Source organism: Thalassococcus lentus (assembly GCF_028023555.1).
Taxonomy (GTDB): Bacteria; Pseudomonadota; Alphaproteobacteria; order Rhodobacterales; family Rhodobacteraceae; genus Thalassococcus_A; species Thalassococcus_A lentus.
In genome coordinates this window covers 209,283-229,469 of sequence record NZ_JAQIOY010000001.1, presented here as the reverse complement: position 1 = coordinate 229,469, position 20,187 = coordinate 209,283, and the positions used below count along the sequence as shown (strand labels likewise).

General features: G+C 55.0%; 23 protein-coding genes. 13 read left to right on the top strand and 10 right to left on the bottom strand.

Annotated features, from left to right (window positions below; all coding sequences use genetic code 11):
• Positions 1 to 28 precede the first annotated feature (28 nt).
• Positions 29 to 418, bottom strand: coding sequence for a flagellar basal body rod protein FlgC (flgC, locus tag PFY00_RS01170; protein WP_271430687.1), 390 nt, complete (start codon positions 416 to 418; stop codon positions 29 to 31).
• A 12-nt stretch (positions 419 to 430) separates the two neighbouring features.
• Entirely contained in the window at positions 431 to 808 is a 378-nt protein-coding gene (locus PFY00_RS01165; protein ID WP_271430686.1) for a FlgB family protein, read from the bottom strand.
• Positions 809 to 893: 85 nt separating this feature from the next.
• On the opposite strand from PFY00_RS01165, the gene PFY00_RS01160 reads away from it, so the two are divergent.
• The gene (locus PFY00_RS01160; RefSeq protein WP_271430685.1) at positions 894 to 2,258 is read left to right on the top strand and encodes a FliI/YscN family ATPase; all 1,365 of its coding nucleotides are present in this window, start codon (positions 894 to 896) and stop codon (positions 2,256 to 2,258) included.
• Positions 2,259 to 2,270: 12 nt separating this feature from the next.
• Here the strand turns inward: PFY00_RS01160 and PFY00_RS01155 are convergent, their stop codons facing one another.
• The 6 genes from PFY00_RS01155 to PFY00_RS01130 all read right to left on the bottom strand — a co-directional run bounded on the left by PFY00_RS01155 (position 2,271) and on the right by PFY00_RS01130 (position 6,030).
• Positions 2,271 to 3,092, bottom strand: a complete 822-nt coding sequence (locus tag PFY00_RS01155; protein WP_271430684.1) for a DUF1217 domain-containing protein — start codon at positions 3,090 to 3,092, stop codon at positions 2,271 to 2,273.
• On the bottom strand, positions 3,089 to 3,493 hold the full coding sequence (flbT, locus tag PFY00_RS01150) for a flagellar biosynthesis repressor FlbT (protein WP_271430683.1): 405 nt from the start codon (positions 3,491 to 3,493) through the stop codon (positions 3,089 to 3,091). The genes PFY00_RS01155 and flbT overlap by 4 nt, the downstream gene beginning before the upstream one ends.
• The gene (gene flaF / locus PFY00_RS01145) at positions 3,490 to 3,867 is read right to left on the bottom strand and encodes a flagellar biosynthesis regulator FlaF (RefSeq protein WP_271430682.1); all 378 of its coding nucleotides are present in this window, start codon (positions 3,865 to 3,867) and stop codon (positions 3,490 to 3,492) included. The genes flbT and flaF overlap by 4 nt, the downstream gene beginning before the upstream one ends.
• 66 nt (positions 3,868 to 3,933) lie before the next feature.
• Positions 3,934 to 5,217 carry a flagellin N-terminal helical domain-containing protein gene (locus tag PFY00_RS01140; protein WP_271430681.1) on the bottom strand — a complete coding sequence of 428 codons (1,284 nt, stop codon included), beginning with the start codon at positions 5,215 to 5,217 and terminating at the stop codon, positions 3,934 to 3,936.
• A gap of 203 nt (positions 5,218 to 5,420) precedes the next feature.
• Positions 5,421 to 5,768, bottom strand: a complete 348-nt coding sequence (locus tag PFY00_RS01135) for a flagellar protein FlgN (protein ID WP_271430680.1) — start codon at positions 5,766 to 5,768, stop codon at positions 5,421 to 5,423.
• On the bottom strand, positions 5,758 to 6,030 hold the full coding sequence (locus PFY00_RS01130) for a rod-binding protein (protein WP_271430679.1): 273 nt from the start codon (positions 6,028 to 6,030) through the stop codon (positions 5,758 to 5,760). The genes PFY00_RS01135 and PFY00_RS01130 overlap by 11 nt, the downstream gene beginning before the upstream one ends.
• 111 nt (positions 6,031 to 6,141) lie before the next feature.
• Here PFY00_RS01130 and fliK point away from each other — a divergent pair, with 111 nt between their 5' ends.
• From fliK to PFY00_RS01115, 3 genes are all read left to right on the top strand, one after another.
• Positions 6,142 to 8,133, top strand: coding sequence for a flagellar hook-length control protein FliK (fliK, locus tag PFY00_RS01125; protein ID WP_271430678.1), 1,992 nt, complete (start codon positions 6,142 to 6,144; stop codon positions 8,131 to 8,133).
• Positions 8,134 to 8,142: 9 nt separating this feature from the next.
• A complete protein-coding gene (locus tag PFY00_RS01120; protein WP_271430677.1) occupies positions 8,143 to 8,823 on the top strand; it encodes a flagellar hook capping FlgD N-terminal domain-containing protein in 681 nt (226 codons plus the stop codon).
• 314 nt (positions 8,824 to 9,137) lie between these two features.
• A complete protein-coding gene (locus tag PFY00_RS01115) occupies positions 9,138 to 9,308 on the top strand; it encodes a hypothetical protein (RefSeq protein WP_271430676.1) in 171 nt (56 codons plus the stop codon).
• 99 nt (positions 9,309 to 9,407) lie between these two features.
• Here PFY00_RS01115 and ubiB read toward each other — a convergent pair whose 3' ends face one another.
• Both ubiB and ubiE read right to left on the bottom strand, forming a co-directional pair.
• Positions 9,408 to 10,940 (bottom strand): 2-polyprenylphenol 6-hydroxylase, encoded by a 1,533-nt coding sequence (gene ubiB / locus PFY00_RS01110; protein WP_271430675.1) that lies wholly within the window; start codon positions 10,938 to 10,940, stop codon positions 9,408 to 9,410.
• Entirely contained in the window at positions 10,941 to 11,693 is a 753-nt protein-coding gene (ubiE, locus tag PFY00_RS01105) for a bifunctional demethylmenaquinone methyltransferase/2-methoxy-6-polyprenyl-1,4-benzoquinol methylase UbiE (protein ID WP_271430674.1), read from the bottom strand. It abuts the gene before it with no gap.
• A gap of 95 nt (positions 11,694 to 11,788) precedes the next feature.
• Here ubiE and PFY00_RS01100 point away from each other — a divergent pair, with 95 nt between their 5' ends.
• From PFY00_RS01100 to PFY00_RS01060, 9 genes are all read left to right on the top strand, one after another.
• Positions 11,789 to 12,442, top strand: coding sequence for a hypothetical protein (locus PFY00_RS01100; protein ID WP_271430673.1), 654 nt, complete (start codon positions 11,789 to 11,791; stop codon positions 12,440 to 12,442).
• A 74-nt stretch (positions 12,443 to 12,516) separates the two neighbouring features.
• The gene (locus PFY00_RS01095) at positions 12,517 to 13,140 is read left to right on the top strand and encodes a hypothetical protein (protein ID WP_271430672.1); all 624 of its coding nucleotides are present in this window, start codon (positions 12,517 to 12,519) and stop codon (positions 13,138 to 13,140) included.
• A 40-nt stretch (positions 13,141 to 13,180) separates the two neighbouring features.
• On the top strand, positions 13,181 to 14,032 hold the full coding sequence (gene mutM, locus PFY00_RS01090) for a bifunctional DNA-formamidopyrimidine glycosylase/DNA-(apurinic or apyrimidinic site) lyase (RefSeq protein ID WP_271430671.1): 852 nt from the start codon (positions 13,181 to 13,183) through the stop codon (positions 14,030 to 14,032).
• 65 nt (positions 14,033 to 14,097) lie between these two features.
• Entirely contained in the window at positions 14,098 to 14,874 is a 777-nt protein-coding gene (locus tag PFY00_RS01085; protein WP_271430670.1) for an enoyl-CoA hydratase, read from the top strand.
• Positions 14,875 to 15,060: 186 nt separating this feature from the next.
• Positions 15,061 to 15,324, top strand: coding sequence for a 30S ribosomal protein S20 (rpsT, locus tag PFY00_RS01080; protein ID WP_271430669.1), 264 nt, complete (start codon positions 15,061 to 15,063; stop codon positions 15,322 to 15,324).
• 479 nt (positions 15,325 to 15,803) lie between these two features.
• On the top strand, positions 15,804 to 17,165 hold the full coding sequence (dnaA, locus tag PFY00_RS01075; protein ID WP_271430668.1) for a chromosomal replication initiator protein DnaA: 1,362 nt from the start codon (positions 15,804 to 15,806) through the stop codon (positions 17,163 to 17,165).
• A gap of 160 nt (positions 17,166 to 17,325) precedes the next feature.
• Entirely contained in the window at positions 17,326 to 18,444 is a 1,119-nt protein-coding gene (dnaN, locus tag PFY00_RS01070; protein WP_271430667.1) for a DNA polymerase III subunit beta, read from the top strand.
• Positions 18,445 to 18,510: 66 nt separating this feature from the next.
• Positions 18,511 to 19,608, top strand: coding sequence for a DNA replication/repair protein RecF (gene recF, locus PFY00_RS01065; protein ID WP_271430666.1), 1,098 nt, complete (start codon positions 18,511 to 18,513; stop codon positions 19,606 to 19,608).
• Positions 19,601 to 20,116 carry a GNAT family N-acetyltransferase gene (locus tag PFY00_RS01060; protein WP_271430665.1) on the top strand — a complete coding sequence of 172 codons (516 nt, stop codon included), beginning with the start codon at positions 19,601 to 19,603 and terminating at the stop codon, positions 20,114 to 20,116. Before recF ends, PFY00_RS01060 begins: the two co-directional genes overlap by 8 nt.
• Positions 20,117 to 20,187 lie beyond the last annotated feature (71 nt).

Below are 20,187 nucleotides of genomic sequence, written 5' to 3'. Positions count from 1 at the left end.
TGGAATTCTCCTTCAACAGGGTTGGGGTTTAACGGCGCAGCAGCTCCATCAGACCGCTCGACATTTGCCGGGTCTGCTCAAACATCTTCAAATTGGCCTCATAGCTGCGTTGCGCTTCACGGGCGTCTGCAATTTCTATGATCAGATCCACGTTGCTACCGTCATAGTGGCCCGTCGCATCGGCCAGCGGATGGGCAGGGTCATGCACGCGGGCCAGTTCTGACCGGTCCAGACGAACCTTGCCAACAGCAACCTGCGCAACGGCCGTATCACTTGCTTCAAGCCTGAAGGGTACAGTTTTTCGGCGATACCCAGGTGTGTCGGTATTGGCGATGTTCTCAGACAGAATACGAAGACGGGTGGCCTGCGCTTTCAGCCCGCTGGCCGTAACAGCCAGAGCGTCGGAAAAAGCACTCATGTGTGGAATCCTTTAGTTGCGGCCAAGGCTGCTGCGCAGAATCGACAGGCTGTTACGATAAATCGCAAGAGCGCGATCGTGCTGGCGCTTGGCCTCGACGGCATTGATCATTTCAAGCTCGAGTGACACCGAGTTTCCATTGGGATCCTGTGCCGCCCGGTCGCTTACCTGTCGGACATTTTGGTCAACTGCGCCTTGCAGATGTCCGGGGCGCCTCGCCTGCAGGGTCTGCTCTGTCTTTTGAAGAGACTGGGCAAAGGGCTGGATCTGCTTTGCCCGAAATCCGGGTGTGTCAGCATTTGCGATGTTTTGCGCGCTCAGCGCTTGCATGTGTCCAGCGTGGCGCGCCATGGCCATCGCCGTTTTGAATACGTCCAGATTTTGGAACACCGGGGCTTCTCCCTCGATTGGCTTCAACCAAGGCTTAACGCTGATTCCTTTAGAAACGGTTTTCAGAGCATGAATGGAGCGTACGATGATTGATAAGGCAGCAGACTCTCTACGAAACCGTCTGACCCGACTGCAGCCGGTTTGCGATGTTGGTCGCGTGCATTCTGTCGATGGTACAATCCTATGGGTCGAAGGCCTTTCAAAGGTCTGCGCGATCGGTGATCGACTGCGGTTGTTTCGTCCTGGTTTGGAACTCGGGGGTGAAGTGTTGCGTATCCGCGATGAGATGGTTGCAATGCTGCCTGATGATGCAATCGATGGCGTTGCCAAAGGGGATCGTGTTGCGCTTTTGGGTGCGCCCACTCTGGCACCGGATGACACTTGGATTGGGCGTATTGTTGATGCCTATGGTTGCCCTTTGGATGGTAGGCCGCTGGCCGACGGTGCATACCGCAGACCATTTCGGGCCAGCCCGCCGCCAGCAGCCTCGCGGCGCCCAATGGGCGGGCGATTGGCAACAAATTTGGCCGTATTAGACACGTTTTTGCCGATTGCCAAAGGTCAGAGGATCGGCCTGTTTGCAGGTTCGGGCGTGGGAAAATCGCGGCTCCTTGGCCAGTTGGCACAAGACGTATCGGCTGACATCGTCGTGCTTGCCCTGATTGGTGAACGAGGGCGCGAAGTATCAGATTTCGTTCGAAACATACTGGGTGAGGAAGGCATGCGCCGAAGCGTTGTGGTGGCCGCTACGTCAGACCGTTCGCCGGTTGAACGCAGACGCTGCGCTTTGGCTGCTATGACCGTCGCGGAACACTTCCGCGATCAGGGAAAGCATGTTCTCTATCTCGCGGATTCGATAACCCGCTTTGCCGAAGCGCACCGAGAGGTCGCCATCGCTGCAGGAGAATTGCCTGCCCTGCGGGGCTTTCCGGCCTCGGTTCCGCAGCAGATCATGCGTTTGGCCGAAAGGGCCGGTCCCGGCTCGGTCGGACAGGGCGACATAACGGCCGTGTTCAGCGTTCTGGTGGCAGGTTCGGACATGGAAGAACCAATTGCAGATATTTTGCGCGGCGTTCTCGATGGTCACGTCGTATTGGACCGGGCCATTGCAGAACGTGGCCGGTTCCCTGCCGTCAACCTGCTGCGATCCGTATCAAGAAGCCTGCCGGACGCAGCGAGCGAAGATGAGAACGTGGTGATTTCGCAAGCGAGAGCACTGTTAGGTGTCTATGAACGGTCGGAAACCATGATCCGGGCGGGACTATATCGTGATGGCGAGGATCCGTTGCTTGATCAGGCGATCCGTGCCTGGCCGGAACTGGATATGTTCTTTGGCGATGCAGCGCCGCAGGGACCGTCTGGTGCATTTCAACGGTTGCGTTTGATTTTGCGCCGTTCTCAAACAACCCGCGGAGGAACCCAGGTTACTCAGGCGCAGCAACGCGCCTGATGCTGGTAACCATCAAGAAAAGCGATCGAGGATCGATGTTCGGGGAATGGCTTGCAGAAGGTTCAAAGCGATTTGTCCTGAATTTGCCTGCTGAAACTGAGCGACTTGATCCTGCAATAAGAAGGTTTGGATAACCCGCTGCATGGTTTCTGTTTCAGCGAGATCCGAGATTTCCTTCACGCCAAACCGACTTTGCGCTTTGTCGCGGAAAACCTCCAATTGTTTGTCGATATCAAGCTGTCCGAAACTGGATGGAAGATTCAGCGCTGTTTCAAAAACAGTACGCAATGGCGGGGTGCCCATGATCCGAAACCACTGCGCATCATCGCTTCCGCTGCTTTGTGCGACCTCTGGCAGGCTGCGTTCAAAGTTCAGAGCTAACCGTAGCGTTTCGTCTTGGTTGCCGATCGCAACTTCGAATTGCTGCGCTTGATATTTCGAGACTATTTCTGCTGAAAATCCACTTCTTTGAGTATTCGGTCCGACGATCCCGTCAAATCCAAAAGCGGCTGACAGCGCAGTATATCGATCATCGGCAAGACGATTCGCCAGCGCATCGGGCGCGGTTGTTCCTTCTTCCAGTATTGTCTGGATGAAGAACCGATTATCCAGATCGTCCTGAAGCCCAAAGGCGGTCAGTGCGACGCTCAGCAATCTTCGATCTGCAACCAGTTCCTCGGCGGTGGTTATGCTCTGAATGTTTTGTTCAAAGTAATCTGTCTCGCGGACGATGCTGACAGAGTTTTCGAAGGTGGCTTTTTGCGTGTCAGATGTCGTCTTGAGGAACTGCCAGCCAACGAGGCCAGATCCAATGAGAACGGGCTGAAAGCTCATTTATCAACAGCGGCCAGCAGCCGATCCTCTCGTGGAATGAGGGCGCGCAACGCTTTCAGACATTTGTAAAACTGATCGGAAAGCAAAGCTTCGGTTGCTTGCGCCAGCAAGGTCCGACTGTCGGCGTCGATCAGGACGCGGCTCAATTCCTCAATGCGGCGAAGAACCTGCTGGCGAGCTATATCAACTGACAGATCACCTGTCAGCATCAACTGCGTCGTGTAGCAGACCCGCCGGACCGGCGTTTGCGCATCAGACGGATGAATCGCGTCGCGAAGTCTGAGGATATTGGCGTTTGGCGTAATGATTGAAATGCGCCCTCTGCGGTCACCGTTTTCAATAACGGCACCATTGATCAGAACACGTTCACGCGGGCCAAGTTTCAGAACAAGCCCACTCATGACTTTGGTCCCTGACCTGACAACCCACGTAGTACGGCTGCATTGACCTCAAGCAGAGGACGCACGCCTGCTGACCGGTTCAAAACCTTGCCGGTATGCACTTGAACGAATTCAGCAAGATAAAAAATCCGCGCCCGGAGATCCTGCGGCAGGTCGTTGTCTGCATCAGCAACGTCCACGGCAAGAGCAGTCCAGAGTTTTCGGTTATCTGACAGAGCAGCAACCAGCTTTGGAAAAGCGGTGGGGCCGGCAATCGCCGATGCTTTGATCCTGTGTGATATGCGTGCGAGGAGCTGAAACTCGACAGCGCGGGCATTTCGGGTCGGAGCGCTGGATTGGCTGTACGCGCGTTTTGCAAGCGTTTGAATGTTCACTTCAGAGCCTTTGGTCTGGAAAGAGTTCAAAAAGGCGAGGGCCGGTCAGGCCCTCGCCTCTGACGATTAGCGGAAGAGTGACAGCAGGGACTGCGGCGCCTGATTGGCGATGGACAGAGCCTGAACGCCAAGCTGCTGTTGAACCTGCAATGCCTGTAGACGGGCCGACGCTTCTTCCATATCGGCATCGACCAGTGTTCCGATCCCTGACTTCAGTGCGTCTGTGAGGCCAGAGACAAAGTCTGCCTGAGTCTCAATCCGGCCTTGCGCAGAGCCAAATGCGGCCGCCGAATCGATTGACGTCTGGATCAGCGATTCAATTGCAACAAGCGCAGCATCAGCGCCGTCAGCCGACGTGATGTCAATATCATTGAGCAACTCCAGACCGCCGCCGACGGTTCCGTCTGCCTCTGTCTCATAGGTATCGAGATCGGCAATATCGGCCTGGTTCACCTGAGCGGAATCAATGTCGATCGAAAGGCCGGCATCATTGGTGATGTTGATCTGACCAGCGTTGGTTCCGTCCACTGCGAATGACACGCCCAGATCAGCGTCTTCCGCTGCGACATTCATACGATCCACGAGCCCTCGGGTCACGTCCGCAAGCGTGTCGCCGTCCCGCGCAACGTAGACCACGTCACCCCCGAAATCGACGGCATCACCGCTGGTTGTCTCCGTCATGCCGGCGGCTGATACCACATAAGATGCACCTGCGAGGATCGTATCATCCGCACCCAAGCCATCGAGCGTTGCGAATGTGGCGGAAGTCCCATCAGCCACGGTCGCGCTGGCGCCAACTTCCAGACCGGTTGTGCCTGCTGCTGCCTCGGCGCGGCCAAGATCCTGCTTGATCACACTGATGTTCGAGGCCGCAACACCGGTCGCGGAACGATCAAGAGAGGCGAGAACATTGACTTGGCTGGACTCAACTTCGGAGTCTGTGTTTTCCAGCAGGTTCAGCCCGTTGAACTGAGCCGCGCCAACGACCGCACTAATTTGATCACGAAGCGCGTCAATGTCCGTTTGAATCTTGGCGCTGTCGACGTTTTCTTCTTGTGCAGCGACGATCTTGCCTTTGATGTCCGTCAGCAAATCGGTGACTGTTTCAGCTGCTTGTCGTGCAACTGCAACGGTTGACTGGCCCAGGTTGAGACTGTCTGAAATGCCTTTGAAGCCTTTCACGTCGGCTTCCATCACCTTGGAGATTGCCCAAACGGCCGAGTTGTCTTTTGCATTGGCAACAGTCTTGCCGGTCGAAATCGCGTTCTGAGTGTCTGCAAGGTTGGAGTTGATTGATTTCAGGGTTTGCAGCGCCACCATGGCGCCGTTGTTCGTCAGGATGCTTGACATGAGTTTGAGTCCTTGATGTCAAAAGGCGCTTTTGCGCCGGTTACATTTGCCGGTTCCGGCATCTCTGACGTCTTTCTGACGATTGCGGGAATGGTACATTGTGATCCCGCGCCACCTGAGTGGTGCGCCCTCAAACTCATCGGAAAAACCTAACGGGCCCCTAACATTCGAATTTCTGTCGCGCGCTTTTGAAACAAATCCTGTTAAGCGCGCTTTTCAAGCGTGTGACCCGGCGCACTATCCAGCGATTGTCTCTTGCAGTTGATGTCATAAGTGCTGAGGTTTTTGCGGTCACTGGCCAGCATTCCGATCCTTGCCGCGACGGCTCTGAGGCCCGCCAGACTTTGATCGAACAAGCGGTGATTCCGTTCAATCTGTTCTTTGATGGGCTGCAGATCGGATGGTTTGATTGGATCGCTTTGAAGGTTTTGAAGCAGAGTTTCCTTTTCCTCGGATATCGCAGAAATCCTTGCAAAGTCGCCGCTAAGCAGCGCGTCGTGTTCTGCTTCAAGCAGCGCGCCAAGCGCGGTTGAACGGTCTTCATTGATCATCTGATCTCTCCTTCAATGCGTTGAACAGTGTTTCTGCCAGCCCAATGCCGCCTGCATCAGAAATTTGTCGGGCTTGTTCGAGAAGCAGAAAGGACTGGAACTGCGACTCGCCCGTGCCGCCACCGAACGTGGTTGGTATCTGGCCCATGCCCGTCGATTTGAGCATTTCCGCGAGAAAGTTGGCCTCAAGTTCGCGGGCGGCCTGCCTGAGCGAAGCATCCGGATCCTGTGTGGCCAGGGGGAGTTGCGATGATATCTGCACGAGATTTCTCCAATTCGACTCAGTTGATCTATTGGTCCCCTGTTTCGGTAAAGAAGCGGTAACGATGTTGCCTGTATGGTCCGGCTTCCAGTGATTTCCGGAGACTGAGACATGCAAATTCCGACTGTTGGACAGTCAGGCCTCACCACGGCCCTCTCAGGGAAACCGATGATCGATGAATCGGGTGCAGCGGATGAGTTTTCCGAAGTTTTGGCTTTGTTGTCCGACCAATCCGAAACGATGGAACAGGCAAAAGACGAACCAGAAGAAGACGCTGGCAGGCGGATAATTGAAAAACCTGATGACCATAGTGGCGACGCGGCCAAACCAGATGATTTGGAGGCCGACAGCGAAAAGCTATCTTTGGAATGGAGAAGCGAAATCACCCACTCAACTGGGCAGGTGGTCAAACAAACTGAAAAAGCGCCCGGCTTTGACTTTATCAGCCCTGATAAATCTGGGGGGCTGGATCACGAAACGCCTCTGAGCAGGAAAGTACCATCGCTGGAAACGGGTATGGAAGCACTGAAAAATGCGAATCTACAGCAGGTTCAACATCGCGAAAAAACGCAGCTTTTCCACGAAGCACCTTACCGTGAAATAGAGACTAAATCGCCTAAAATCGCAGAGATTGACTTGAGGCCTCAGGTTATCACTGCGCAGGTTCCTATTCAGCTTTCACCTGCCGAAGGCATTGAGCTTGAGCCAGCACACGCGCGATCCGCGGTTCCTGAAAAGGCGGCGCTCTTGAAGGGGCCTGCAAACGCGGCAACACTTATCCAAGCACCCGAAGAAGATGTCACGCACCTTCATCTTCCGCTGGAAGAAAAGCCAGTTTTGGAGGCCAAAAGACTGCTGGAAAACACTGGTGATCGCCAAGCGATTTTTGCACGGGACGAACAAGCATTACTTGGCCAAAAACCCAAAAACAGGCAGGCCGAATTCCCGTCCGAGCGCATTGAGACGGACCCGCCGGTTTCCCAATCCGTTGACCAGCGCGTCGCTGAGAAACGTCTGGTCGTCGGGTCGATCTCGTCCGGTGGCTTGCCTTTGATTGGTCCATATTCTGAACCAGGCCGTGTAGGGTTTGTTCAAGACGCCAAGGCTTTGGTCGCGGGTGATGTTCGACATCAGAAGAAGGCCCAACAAAACGATGAAGACCGGATACCTGTGCCCAATGGGGTTGCGCGTGGCCAGTCTTCTGAAAGCCAGCCACGAAAGACAATGGTTGGAAGTGCAGGAAAGAGGGTTAAGCCAGAAGGGTTGGAGCAGGTTCGATCCGTTCCCGACATGGGCATCCGAACACCCAAACCTGAAACGATGGCGTTTGCTCCAGAAGCAGTCCAAGTCAAAGTCGAGACATTTGTTGGTCTACGAAATCGGTTGGAAACCCCCAAGCCCATTCCACGGCTGGGTACAGCGCCAGACAATCAAATCGCGTTGCGCTCTGATCTGATTTTGTCGCGAAGCGGCAGCGCGGTTGCGCCTGTAGATGAGCCGCATGACCCTGCCGAAGTCTCGGGCGGAACTACCGCTGATACCGTCAAACCTCGGCTGACAGCTGTGTCTTTGCCATCGGTCCGAACTGAACCGGTTCAAACACTCTTTCCCGAACCAAGCCTTTTGGCCAGCGATCCCGATCCAATGAGTCCCGCTGCTCCAACGGAAATCCGGACTGCTGGAGGCACTGTTGTTCAACAGGCGCCAAACGCACCTGTCAGCGCTGATCCGGTCTCGGTCATACGCCAAATCGCAAATGCATCGGTTGGTACGAAGGACAACGGGATTGAGATACGTCTAAGCCCGGAGGAACTAGGCAGTATCAGGATGCAGTTGACGACGACCGATCTTGGGACGGCTGTCACCATTCATGCGGATCGCCCGGAAACACTCGAACTGTTGCGGCGGCACATTGATATCTTGGCGCGCAATCTCGCCGATGCCGGATACGAAGCCGCAGAATTTTCGTTTGGCGATCAAAGACAGCAGGGCGCTGAAAAGGCTTCATTTCTGAATCAAGACCCTGATGACAGCGTTCCCGAGCAAGAAATCCCAAAATTGACCCTCAAGCCCGGAACGTCGGGAATCGACATCAGATTGTAGGAGCACTCCATGGTAGAAACGCTGGTCTCAACGCCCTCGATTGCGGGAGGCTCAACTCAGTTTTCAGGGTCAACCGAAGCGTCGGGGTCCGATGCGCTTAGCTCGGATTTTGAAACTTTCCTAAAGATGCTGACGGTCCAGGTCCAAAATCAGGACCCTTTGAATCCGGTAGATTCGACAGACTACGCGACGCAGCTCGCGACGTTTTCATCGGTAGAGCAGCAAGTGCTGACCAACGATCTACTTAGATCCATGGCCGAAACGCTTGGGGGAAGTTCATTGCAGAATATGTCCGGGTTGATCGGCATGGAGGCACTGGCACGCGCTCCGGTTTATTTTGATCAATCCGGCCCGATTTCCATCCGGCCCGAACTGGCCGAAGGCGCCAACAGGGCTGAACTGGTTGTGCGTGACGAAAGCGGCGCAGTGATTCAGCGTTTCGACATTCCGCAAGGCCAGGAGTCGGTCATTTGGGCGGGCGGCGATGACAACGGTGATCTGCTTCCGGCGGGGGTTTACCGGTTCGAGATTGATAGTTTTAACGACGAAACCTTGGTCGGCAGTCAGCTCGCGCAAGTGTATTCTCGAATCAACGAAGTCAGGAGCGATGAAGGCGTTACATTGGTTCGATTGTCAGACGGAAGCGAATTGCCGCAGAGTCTGATCACCGGCCTAAGACACGCAAACTAGGCAATTCTTCAGAAAACCGCGATGTTGCGCGAAGTCCTGCCTAGAATTTTTGCACCAAGCCAACGGAGGCAGCATGCCAAAATTTTCGGCCATAAAGCACTGTAAAACAGTAAAAAAATGAATCACTCGCTCAATCAAAACGGTGCGTCAAAAGCCAAAAGCAAAAAAATGTTGCGAATTTGCCGCTTCGCTCCGTCTGAATTGCTCGATCCGACGAACACGACAAAATTCATGTTTGAAAGGGGTTTGACGACAGTATAAGTTCAAACACGCGCAGGGTACTTTACCCTAAACTGTACAGTCTGGAGACTATTATGAAAAAGCTTATCATTGCTGCAGCAGCAGCCGTGGCAGCTGCACCTCTCGCAGCTCAGCAAGCCAATGACCCATTCATCACCACTGACGCGGGCGGTCTGCCTGCTCTGGCGATCATTGGTGGCATCGCAGTGATCATCGCGATCGCAGCGTCGTCCGGCACCGACTAAATTTCGGTTCGCTGAAAAAAGATCTTGAGACGGCGGCTTTTGAGCCGCCGTTTCTTTTTTGTTTATTGTGTATGGATCTGACGCTTTCGGGGCTCTTGATCAGCCGAAAACGACGACAGCAGCAGAAATCAATCCGCCCAGAACAACCCCCGCGACAAGCCACATCAAGCGTTCGCGACGCGGTTTTCGTGCTGGCGCTTCGTTGGCATCACCCTGACGGATCAACGCGGCCTCAACCAGAGTAGGCAACCTAGGCCCGAAACGCGCTAAGACCCGCACGGTTTTCGCCAGGTCATTGAGCGCCGCTTTGGGCCCGATCGACTGTTTGATGTATTGCTCGACGACGGGCTGGGCAACTTTCCAGATATTCATATTGGGATCAAGCGAACGGGCAACGCCTTCGACCACGACCATTGTGCGTTGCAGCAAAATCAGTTCGGTCCGTGTTTCCATTCCGAAGCGTTCGGTCACTTCGAACAGATAGGCAAGCAACTTGCCCATCGAGATACGTGTTGCATCCATACCAAAGATCGGCTCGCCGACAGCGCGCAAAGCACGGGCGAATTCATCCACATCCCGATCCGCGGGCACATAGCCTGCTTCGAAATGAACTTCGGCAACGCGTTTGTAGTCACGACGAATAAAACCATAGAGAATTTCGGCATAGACGCGGCGCGTGTACTCGTCGATGTGCCCCATGATTCCAAAATCATAGGCAATAATGTCGCCGTTTGCTGCGACCTTCAGGTTTCCCTGGTGCATGTCAGCGTGAAAAAAACCGTCCCGCAACGCATGGTTCAGAAACAGCTGAAGTACTCGCTCGGACAGCTGTTCACGGTCATGGCCTGCGGCGTCCAGCGCGTCATTGTCGCCAAGCGGAACACCTTCGGCCCAGCCCAATGTCATGACACCTCGGCCCGAGTAGGGCCATTTGACCTGCGGAAGCTGGAATCCGGCATCCTCTGTTGTATTGGCGTGGAACTCACTGGCGGACGCCGCTTCGAGCCGAAGATCCAGTTCTCCGAGCACAACACCCTCGAAATGCGAAATCACTTCCGTTGGCCGCAGGCGTCGCGATGATGGCGATAGAAATTCAATGGAACTGGCTGCCAGATAGAATGCGTCGATGTCTTTTCGAAAGGCTTTTTCGATCTCTGGCCGCAGAACCTTGACGGCAACTGTTTCGCCTGTGTCGGCCAGAACAGCCTTGTGGACCTGTGCGATCGAGGCCGCGGCCACCGGTTCTGAAAAGTCGGAAAACAGTGTATCGACCGGTGTTTCCAATTCCTCTTCGATCGCTTTTTTGGCAACCGATATGGAAAAGGGCGGCAGTTTGTCCTGCAGCACACGGAGCTCTTGCGCCATTTCATCCCCGACAACATCGGGTCGGGTGCTGAGGATTTGACCAAATTTGATATAGGCCGGTCCCAGAGCCTGAAGCGCGCGTACCGCCGGTGGCAGTGATGGATCGCCTTCGAGTCCGAGCCATTTGAATGGCCAGCCGAGAACCCGGGCGGCAACGCGCAGAGGTGCGGGCGCCTCGAAGGCATCCAGCAAAACGCGCATCGCCCCGGTGCGTTCCAACGTTGCACCCGTGCGAACCAGACGCCAAATGTTGTGCGGACCACGCATCTAGATTTTCCAGCCGGAGTGCAGACAGGCGACGCCCATCGTCATATTCCGGTATTTTGCGTTCTCAAATCCGGCCTGCCGCACCATCCCAAGAAATGTCTCTTGGTCCGGGAATTTTCGAATGGATTCGACAAGGTATTGGTAACTATCACGGTCTCCGGCAATCATCTGGCCCATCGGCGGGATGATGTTGAAGGAATACAGATCGTAAACCTTTTGCATCATGTCGTTTGGAATTTGGCTGAACTCCAAAACCATCAGACGCCCGCCCGGGCGGAGCACGCGATAGGCCTCGTTCAGGGCTTCTTGAGGGCGTGTGACGTTTCGGATGCCGAATGAGATGGTGTAGACGTCAAAACTGTTGTCAGCGAAGGGCAGCTTCATCGCGTCGCCGACAACCCAGTCCAGACTGTCGGCCATTGCATCCGCTTCGGCGCGTTTGCGGCCCTCGACCAGCATAGGTTCCGTAAGGTCCAGCACCGTGGCATGCCCCCGGCCCGCGCGTTTCAGGAACCGAAACGAAATGTCACCTGTGCCGCCTGCCACATCCAGCAAGCGCTGACCGGGGCGCGGCGCAAGCCAATCCATCATCGCGTCTTTCCAGATGCGATGAATGCCAAACGACATGGCGTCATTCATGACGTCATATTTTGAGGCAACAGAGTTGAAAACACCCTGAACTTTCCCGGCTTTTTCGCTCTCCGGAACGTCGGTGAACCCAAAATGTGTCGTCTTTTCATTCGCGTCGGTCATCTGAGCGATCCGATCCAGCCTTAGTGAAGTCCAATTCGTCCTTAAAGAGATGTGGTGCAAAGAACAAACTGTCAAATGCGCGCAAAGGACCCACCATGGAAACCCTTTTCATAGTGCTCGATGTCTTTCGAACGCTTCTGAGCGGCGACGTGCTTATTTCGCTGCTTGCCATTGGCGTCGCGTTTCTTGTCGTAACCCGCAAGGGTTTTGGCCTTCAGGAAAGCTGGGACATTCGCAAGCGGGAACCGGCTGGAAACCGCATTCTCAAGGCTGGCGCCGATGTGGTCTCGCCCGTAGGCAACCCGCAAAAATATGTGGAAGCGATCTATTCTCTGGGTGAAAGCCATGCTGCCAGAGATGGGGATGCACTCGTGTTCCGGGCCAACCCGGGCTGGAGATACGGGTTTCTGGTCGGCTTTGCGGTCATATTTTACATGTTGGTCTATGAAGGTCTGCACACTCCGGCGGCTTGGGTCGCCTTCTTTGGGATCAATGGTGGTTTGATTTGGCTGGGTATGTACATTTGGACATTCCGTGTCGAAATCGAAGACAGCACCCTGCGCTACCTCGATCTTTCATTTGTCAACAAATCGCAAGATCTGGCCTTTCTCTTGGGTGCCGAAGATTTCGGTGACAGCTACAAACTACACTTCCAAGATGGGGCCAGCGTTTTCATTCCAAGATATGTCGAAGGCCATGACACGCTGAGGCGCATAATTCTGGAAACGCTCAGCATCAATGGCCGCTGAATAGAACCTTTCGTGCCCAACTGAAGCCGAATTTCTGGCCGAGTTACAAAGGCACTAATGTAAAGGTTGGATTGATGTCGAATTCTCTTATGTTTTTGCAACTGATCGCGATAGCCCTTGTGATCTACATACCCTTCATGCGCTTTCGGCTGTTCCGCAAACTGGTGGGTTTCGCAGATCTAAACCCCAACAACGACAGAGGGAATGGCAGCGGTTTTGAACAGCGTTTGGTTCACATTATCGCCAAAGCAGGAAAAGACCGGGCCATTGAGCAGGATGGCGTTCTGACGTTTCGATGCACGTTAGGCATGAAAACCGTGACAATCGCCCTGATCGGCTTGTTGGTTTACCAGATGATGATCCTTGGGTTTTCAAGCCCGATGGACATGTTCTATTTTGTGATCTTCCTTGGGGCGTGCTTGTATTTTGTCAGTTACGTTCTGATCTTTCGACTGCAGATATATGACAGCGAAATCGTCTGGATCGACTGGTTCCTGCGCGAACGCAGTCATGACCTGTCGCAGCTATTCAATGTGGAGCAAGACAGCTCAGGTGGCTACCGGCTCGAATTTCAGGACGGCAAGACCGCGTATATTTTCAGATATGTGGAAGGGCACGGCATCCTGAAGGATTTCTTGTTGGCTGCCTTGCGGATCAACCGCAGTACAGAGATTGCCACTGGAGAATGGGCACTCTAGACCTACCTGCCAGCAACGCGTTTGCCTGACAGGAATTCAGATGCCCGAACTGCCCGAGGTTGAAACCGTCCGTCGCGGACTGGCCCCAGTCATGGAAGGGGCCGTTATTGCACAGGCCCAAATCTACCGTCCCGACTTGCGCTGGCCATTTCCCGAACGGATGTCCGAACGGTTGACAGGCGCGCGTGTTTTGCAACTGCGCCGGCGATCCAAATACATCCTCGCGGATCTCGATCGGGGCGAAACCTTGCTCGTGCATTTGGGGATGTCCGGACGGATGCTGGTGTCTGGTGATCCTTTGGGCCGGTTTGTTCATGATCACCCCGCGCCTGAAAAGCATGATCATGTGGTTCTGAACATGGACAACGGTGCCCGCATCACCTTTAACGATCCGCGCCGTTTCGGAGCGATGGACTTGTTGGATACCGCCACCGCCGAAGCCCACAAGCTATTGGCCAGTATCGGGCCTGAACCGCTCGGGAACTCTTTTACCGAATCCCATTTGGTTGGGGCGCTGGATTCGCGGAACATGCCCATTAAATCAGCGCTTCTTGATCAGAAAATCGTCGCCGGATTGGGCAATATCTATGTTTGTGAAGCTTTGTTCCGCAGCGGCATTCACCCGGCCAGAAAGGCGGGGCGGATCTCAAAAAGCCGGGTAGAGACCCTGGTGCCGATCATTCGCGAGGTTCTGGAAACCGCGATTGAAGCGGGTGGGTCCAGCCTGCGGGATTTCCGCCAAGCCGATGGCGAACTTGGATATTTTCAGCACAGCTTTGACGTCTACGGACGCGAAGGCGAACCCTGCAAAGTGGCCGAATGCGGTCAGACCATTCATCGGATCGTACAATCCGGCCGGTCGACTTTCTATTGTCCGTCCTGCCAAAGATAGCTTGAAACGCGCAAATTAGATGATAAGGCTTGGCGACTGACGTTAACGGACCGGAGCCCGCAGTCATGGCCTATGAGACGATCATCGTCGAAGTAGAAGACCACGTCGCAACCATCAAACTCAATCGCCCTGACGCGCTCAATGCGCTCAATTCACACCTGCTGGGTGAGTTGTCAGTCGCGCTTGCGGATTGTGACAAGAATGAAAAGGTGCGTTGCATCATCATCACCGGATCGGCCAAGGCTTTCGCCGCCGGTGCGGATATCAAAGAAATGTCCGACAAAAGCTATGTCGACATGTTCATGTCCGACTTCTTTGGTGGAGAAGGCAACGCAATCATCAGCACTCGCAAGCCTATCATAGCCGCGGTGGCGGGCTATGCGCTCGGCGGTGGATGCGAATTGGCCATGATGTGTGATTTCATCATTGCTGCTGACACGGCAAAGTTCGGACAACCGGAGATCAATCTTGGCGTTATGCCGGGCTTGGGTGGCACGCAGCGGCTGACCCGTTATGTTGGCAAGTCCAAGGCCATGGAAATGAACCTGACCGGTCGTTTCATGGACGCGGAAGAAGCAGAGCGTGCTGGATTGGTCAGTCGCGTTGTTCCAGCCAAGTCGCTGATGGACGAAGTTCAGAGCACGGCGCAGAAGATTGCCGAGAAGAGCCTGATGTCTTCCATTGCCGTCAAAGAAGCAGTGAACCGCGCCTATGAGACGCCGCTGTCAGAGGGGCTTCTTTACGAGCGCCGCTTGTTCCACGCGATGTTCAATACTGAAGATCAGAAAGAAGGCATGGCGGCTTTCATGGAAAAGCGCACAGCGCAGTTCCGCGATCGGTAGACACCTGAATTCAATACATCAGGGTTGTCCCTTTGATGGGGCTTCCCAAATCGGCGCGCTTGGTCTATAGCGCGGCCTCAGAACATGCGCGTGATGCCCGCTAAGGCAAGAATCGGTCCGATCAGGAGTTTCGGGTCTTTGCGGCGTTACGCATAGAAACACACGAGACTCGAAGGAACGATCATCATGGCAAATTCGCCCCAGGCAAAGAAACGCGCACGTCAGAACGAAAAACGTTTTGCGATCAATAAAGCACGCCGCTCGCGTATTCGTACACATCTGCGCAAAGTCGAAGAAGCTATCGCCTCCGGCGACAAGGAAGCAGCAATGGCCGCTCTTCGTGAAGCTCAGCCAGAGCTGATGCGCGGCGTCACCAAGGGCGTTTTCCACAAAAATACGGCTGCCCGCAAAATGTCGCGTCTGTCCGCGCGGGTTAAAGCCATCGGTTAAGCCTGTTTCATTTGGTGGAACAGCAAAAAGGCACCACTACATGTGGTGCCTTTTTTTGTTGGTTCTGCAACATCTCTGACGCCAGAGATTCTTTCGCAAAGACTCTTCTGTCAAGCGGTAGTTTCGGTTGCCGGGGCGCCCAGTGGGTTGGTATTTTCATCCTGCGAGTCACCTCGTGGGGGGACAGTCACTCAGGTTCGCTTCAATGATTCCGGGCAACAACCGGGCGTTGCGAAACTGACGGCACTGGATCTGCACCTGTAGATCTACGGTCAACATTCAACGGTTGCCGTATCCAATAAATACAAAACGATTTGTCGTTTCATGGAAACGTCGTTTGGGGAAACGGCGCGTTGCGGAAACGTCAGGCACAGGCTTTGATTCGATACGTTTCAAGGCACAAGTTGTTTTGTCCCTAACGTAGTGGCCGGCATCGGGGATGGGCCAGTGAAAACACGGCGAAACTTGGAATGGGACAAATGACAAAAGACCAATGGGGCGCGCTGCAGCAGAAGCTGATCGAGACAGTAGGGCAGAACAATTACAAAACGTGGATCGAACCACTGCAGTTTGTTGGCGTTAACCAAGACGGTGTCTTGGTACTGGGCGCTCCGACGAACTTTTTTGGCACTTACGTGTCTCAGAATTTTGGTGACTTGCTCCTGGCGCAGGTATCTCTCATTGATCGTTCCGTGCGGCGCCTGTCCTTTGAAGTCGCGAACGATGCCGCAGCCCCCTCCCGTTCAGCCGCTGAAACGCCCAAACCGGCCGAAGCAAAACCTGCCCAACCCGCAGGCGACCTGCCTGGCGCGCCGTTGGACGCACGTTTCACATTCGACACCTTTGTCGTCGGCAAGCCTAACGAACTGGCGCATGCCGCAGCCAAGCGCGTTGCCGAGGGTGGCGCTGTCACGTTTAATCCCCTGTTCCTCTACGGTGGCGTAGGGCTGGGTAAAACGCACCTTATGCATGCAATCGCGTGGGAATTGCGGAACCGCAATCCACAGCTGACGGTTCTCTACCTCTCTGCGGAACAGTTCATGTACCGCTTTGTTCAGGCACTGCGTGAACGCAAAATGCTGGACTTCAAAGAGATGTTCCGCTCGGTCGATATTCTGATGGTCGATGACGTGCAGTTCATCGCCGGCAAGGACAGCACGCAGGAAGAGTTCTTTCACACTTTCAACGCGCTCGTGGATCAGAACAAGCAGATCATTATCTCGGCAGACCGTGCGCCTGACGAAATCAAGGATCTCGAAAACCGTATTCGGTCTCGCTTGCAATCCGGGTTGGTGGTTGATCTTCATCCGACTGACTACGAATTGCGTCTTGGCATTCTCCAGTCCAAGGTCGAAACCTATCGGGGCCACTATCCCGGTCTGGAAATCGACGAAGGTGTTCTGGAATACCTTGCGCACCGCATCAGCACCAATGTGCGCGTGCTTGAAGGGGCGCTGACACGCCTGTTCGCCTTTGCTTCGCTCGTTGGCAAGCCTATCAACATGGACCTTGTTCATGACAGTCTGGCCGATGTTCTGCGCGCGTCCGAACGCAAAATCTCGATTGACGAAATCCAGCGCAAAGTCGCGGAGCACTACAACATTCGCTTGTCCGACATGATTGGCCCAAAGCGGGTTCGCAACTTTGCCCGCCCCCGCCAGGTCGCGATGTACCTTTGCAAGCAGTTGACCAGCCGTTCGTTGCCTGAAATCGGACGCCGCTTTGGTGGCCGGGATCACACGACGGTCATGCACGGTGTGCGCCGGATCGAAGAGTTGCGGCAGCAAGACAATCAGATCGACGAAGATGTCGAAATGCTGCGACGCGCACTGGAAGCCTGAGTCGGTTTTGGCACAGTCACGTGCGTGCAGCGTCACAGCCGTGCATTAGCCTTGACCGGGCAGGTAAACAGACCAAAAAATCGCCAAAACAGACTTGGAGTGGGCGCAGCATACGGCTAGTGTGCCACTCCGGCCGTTGGCCATGCGAGAGGGTAGGGCGATGAAAATCAGCATTGAACGGGCAACGCTTTTGCGTGCCGTGGCACAAGCGCAATCGGTGGTCGAGCGTCGGAACACCATTCCGATCCTCGCAAATGTCTTGATCGAAGCCGAAGGCGACAGCGTGACCTTCCGTGCGACCGATCTGGATATCGAAGTGCTGGACAAGGCGCCCGCACAAGTGGAGCGAGCGGGCGGGACAACAGTGTCTGCGGTCACCTTGCATGAAATCGTGCGCAAATTGCCCGACGGCGCATTGGTTCAGCTGTCCGAAGACAGTGCCGCGGGCCGGCTGACGGTGGCGGCAGGGCGCTCCAACTTCAATCTTGCGACGCTGCCCAAAGAAGATTTCCCGGTCATGGCCTCGTCTGAGTACACGACCAACTTCAGTGCCAAGGCATCTGTTCTGCGGCGCCTGTTCGACAAGTCGAAATTCGCAATCTCAACCGAAGAAACCCGCTACTACCTGAACGGTGTCTACATGCATGTTGCTGATGCCGATGGCGGCAAGATGCTGCGCTGCGTGGCAACCGACGGTCACCGCCTTGCGCGGATCGATTCTGATCTGCCCAGTGGCGCTGAGGATATGCCCGGTGTGATCGTTCCACGGAAGACCGTGGGCGAGCTTCGCAAGCTTTTGGACGACGATGATATGGATATCGCCGTATCCGTTTCGGAAACCAAAGTCCGCTTTGCGACCCCTGACATCACGCTGACATCCAAGGTGATCGACGGAACGTTCCCTGATTACACACGCGTCATTCCACAAGGAAACACCCGCAAACTGGAAGTGGATGCGTCTGAATTTGCCAAAGCGGTCGACCGGGTTGCCACCGTTTCCTCTGAACGGTCCCGCGCTGTCAAATTGCAGCTGGACGAAGACCGGTTGATCCTGTCGGTGAACGCGCCAGACAGCGGTGCCGCCGAAGAAGAACTGGCCGTAGCTTACGGCGATGAACGTCTGGAGATTGGCTTCAACGCCAAGTACCTTCTGGAAATCGCCAGCCAGGTTGATCGCGAAAACGCGGTCTTCATGTTCAATTCGTCCGGTGATCCGACATTGATGCGCGAAGGAAATGACACCAGCGCAGTTTATGTCGTGATGCCGATGCGCGTTTGATCTGCTGCCGAAAACAGACAGGTCGATTGTTCGCGTATGTGACTAGAGAATACGCAGGAGGGTGAGGTGTATTTGACAGGCCTCACCCTTTCGCATTTCCGCTCCCACCTGCTCGTGCGGATGGAAATGGATGCGCGCCCAGTGGCCATTTACGGGCCCAATGGCGCGGGAAAGACAAACCTGATCGAAGCCGTGTCGCTGTTTTCACCGGGGCGCGGTCTGCGCCGAAGTTCCGCTCAGGATATGACACGCAGGCCCGAAGCGCTGGGCTGGAAAATCAGCGGCACTCTGGAAACGCACGACGGCCCGCATGAGATAACGTTTCAGTCAGACGCTGGCGCGGCGCGGCAGGTTCAGGTCGATGGTAAGAGCGCCTCTCAGGTCGCACTTGGACGGTTGGCTCGTGTTGTGTGGCTGGTGCCTGCCATGGACCGGCTGTGGATCGAGGGCGCTGAGGGACGTCGCCGTTTTCTGGATCGTGTGACGTTGTCATTCTTCCCCGAACATGCGCAGGCTGCCTTGGACTATGACAAGGCCATGCGCGAGCGGAACCGCTTGCTCAAGGAGCAAGTACGCGACGCGCATTGGTACGGCGCTCTTGAGACCCAAATGGCCCGCGCCGGGGCGATCCTGACCAGCAATCGCGACGCCGCTCTGAAGCGGATAGCGGCCGCGCAGAAGGGGGCCGAGACACAGTTTCCTGCGGCCGATCTGGTCATCACCCACCCTGAGGTCGATCTACCGGCCACAGAAGAAGATTTGCGGGTCTCTCTATCCGAAGGCCGCGCACGTGACATGGCCGCTGGGCGGACATTGGCGGGACCGCACCGGATTGACCTTTATGGAACTTTTGCGGCTAAGGGTGTGCCTGCCTCTGATTGTTCGACAGGTGAGCAAAAAGCGCTTCTGATTTCCTTGATCCTCGCAAATGCGCGTGCGCTGGCCCAAGATACGGGTGCGCCGCCTCTGGTGCTTTTGGACGAAGTGGCCGCACATCTCGATGCCGGACGCCGGGCCGCCCTTTACGACGAGATCTGCGCGCTGGGCGCACAGGCGTGGATGACAGGTACGGGCCCCGAGTTGTTTGATGATTTGGGATCACGCGCGCAATACATCGAAGTAACGGAACAAGAAGGTCAGTCTCAGGTGCAGAAAAATGCTTGAGATGATCCACGAGCAGGATCTGAGCGGATCGGATGAAGACCAGATTGCGCGGCTCTTGGAAGATTGCTTTCCTTCCGAATACGACGGGCGGAGTTTCTTTCAACAGCGTCCCCATTGTCGTTTGATTTGGCGAGACACCCGGATTGTTGCGCATGTTGGGGTGTTCTACCGGGCTGTTCGCTTAGACGGCACATTGTCCAATGTCCTTGGGATCGGAGATGTCGCAACGGGCCCAAAATATCGTCGACAAGGTATTGCGACCAAATTGATCGACCAGGCTTTGGCGGCGGCGCCACGCGCCGATTTTGCGATGCTGTTTGGTCGTCGCAAGCTTTATGATCGGGCGGGTTTTGTGTCGGTTTCGAATCCAATCCGCCACACTGTGATGATGGGTTCTAAAACAGGTGAATCCGTGACGGAATCCAACGAGTTTCTGATGATCAAGCAGCTGAGACAGCGCTCTTGGCCCAGCAAAGGTACGGTCGATTTGTTAGGCCAGATGATGTAGCCCGGTCGGCCTGTGCAACGCTTGTCAGAAAACCCCTAAATATTGTGTCTGAGACGTGACATATCCGGGTC

What these genes read in the sequence shown, in the direction of transcription:
- flgC (WP_271430687.1), bottom strand. Translation starts at nt 418, where the DNA reads ATGAGTGCTTTTTCCGACGCTCTGGCTGTTACGGCCAGCGGGCTGAAA.
- PFY00_RS01160 (WP_271430685.1), top strand. Translation starts at nt 894, where the DNA reads ATGATTGATAAGGCAGCAGACTCTCTACGAAACCGTCTGACCCGACTG.
- PFY00_RS01155 (WP_271430684.1), bottom strand. Translation starts at nt 3,092, where the DNA reads ATGAGCTTTCAGCCCGTTCTCATTGGATCTGGCCTCGTTGGCTGGCAG.
- flbT (WP_271430683.1), bottom strand. Translation starts at nt 3,493, where the DNA reads ATGAGTGGGCTTGTTCTGAAACTTGGCCCGCGTGAACGTGTTCTGATC.
- PFY00_RS01140 (WP_271430681.1), bottom strand. Translation starts at nt 5,217, where the DNA reads ATGTCAAGCATCCTGACGAACAACGGCGCCATGGTGGCGCTGCAAACC.
- PFY00_RS01135 (WP_271430680.1), bottom strand. Translation starts at nt 5,768, where the DNA reads ATGATCAATGAAGACCGTTCAACCGCGCTTGGCGCGCTGCTTGAAGCA.
- fliK (WP_271430678.1), top strand. Translation starts at nt 6,142, where the DNA reads ATGCAAATTCCGACTGTTGGACAGTCAGGCCTCACCACGGCCCTCTCA.
- PFY00_RS01120 (WP_271430677.1), top strand. Translation starts at nt 8,143, where the DNA reads ATGGTAGAAACGCTGGTCTCAACGCCCTCGATTGCGGGAGGCTCAACT.
- PFY00_RS01115 (WP_271430676.1), top strand. Translation starts at nt 9,138, where the DNA reads ATGAAAAAGCTTATCATTGCTGCAGCAGCAGCCGTGGCAGCTGCACCT.
- ubiB (WP_271430675.1), bottom strand. Translation starts at nt 10,940, where the DNA reads ATGCGTGGTCCGCACAACATTTGGCGTCTGGTTCGCACGGGTGCAACG.
- ubiE (WP_271430674.1), bottom strand. Translation starts at nt 11,693, where the DNA reads ATGACCGACGCGAATGAAAAGACGACACATTTTGGGTTCACCGACGTT.
- PFY00_RS01100 (WP_271430673.1), top strand. Translation starts at nt 11,789, where the DNA reads ATGGAAACCCTTTTCATAGTGCTCGATGTCTTTCGAACGCTTCTGAGC.
- PFY00_RS01095 (WP_271430672.1), top strand. Translation starts at nt 12,517, where the DNA reads ATGTCGAATTCTCTTATGTTTTTGCAACTGATCGCGATAGCCCTTGTG.
- mutM (WP_271430671.1), top strand. Translation starts at nt 13,181, where the DNA reads ATGCCCGAACTGCCCGAGGTTGAAACCGTCCGTCGCGGACTGGCCCCA.
- PFY00_RS01085 (WP_271430670.1), top strand. Translation starts at nt 14,098, where the DNA reads ATGGCCTATGAGACGATCATCGTCGAAGTAGAAGACCACGTCGCAACC.
- rpsT (WP_271430669.1), top strand. Translation starts at nt 15,061, where the DNA reads ATGGCAAATTCGCCCCAGGCAAAGAAACGCGCACGTCAGAACGAAAAA.
- dnaA (WP_271430668.1), top strand. Translation starts at nt 15,804, where the DNA reads ATGACAAAAGACCAATGGGGCGCGCTGCAGCAGAAGCTGATCGAGACA.
- dnaN (WP_271430667.1), top strand. Translation starts at nt 17,326, where the DNA reads ATGAAAATCAGCATTGAACGGGCAACGCTTTTGCGTGCCGTGGCACAA.
- PFY00_RS01060 (WP_271430665.1), top strand. Translation starts at nt 19,601, where the DNA reads ATGCTTGAGATGATCCACGAGCAGGATCTGAGCGGATCGGATGAAGAC.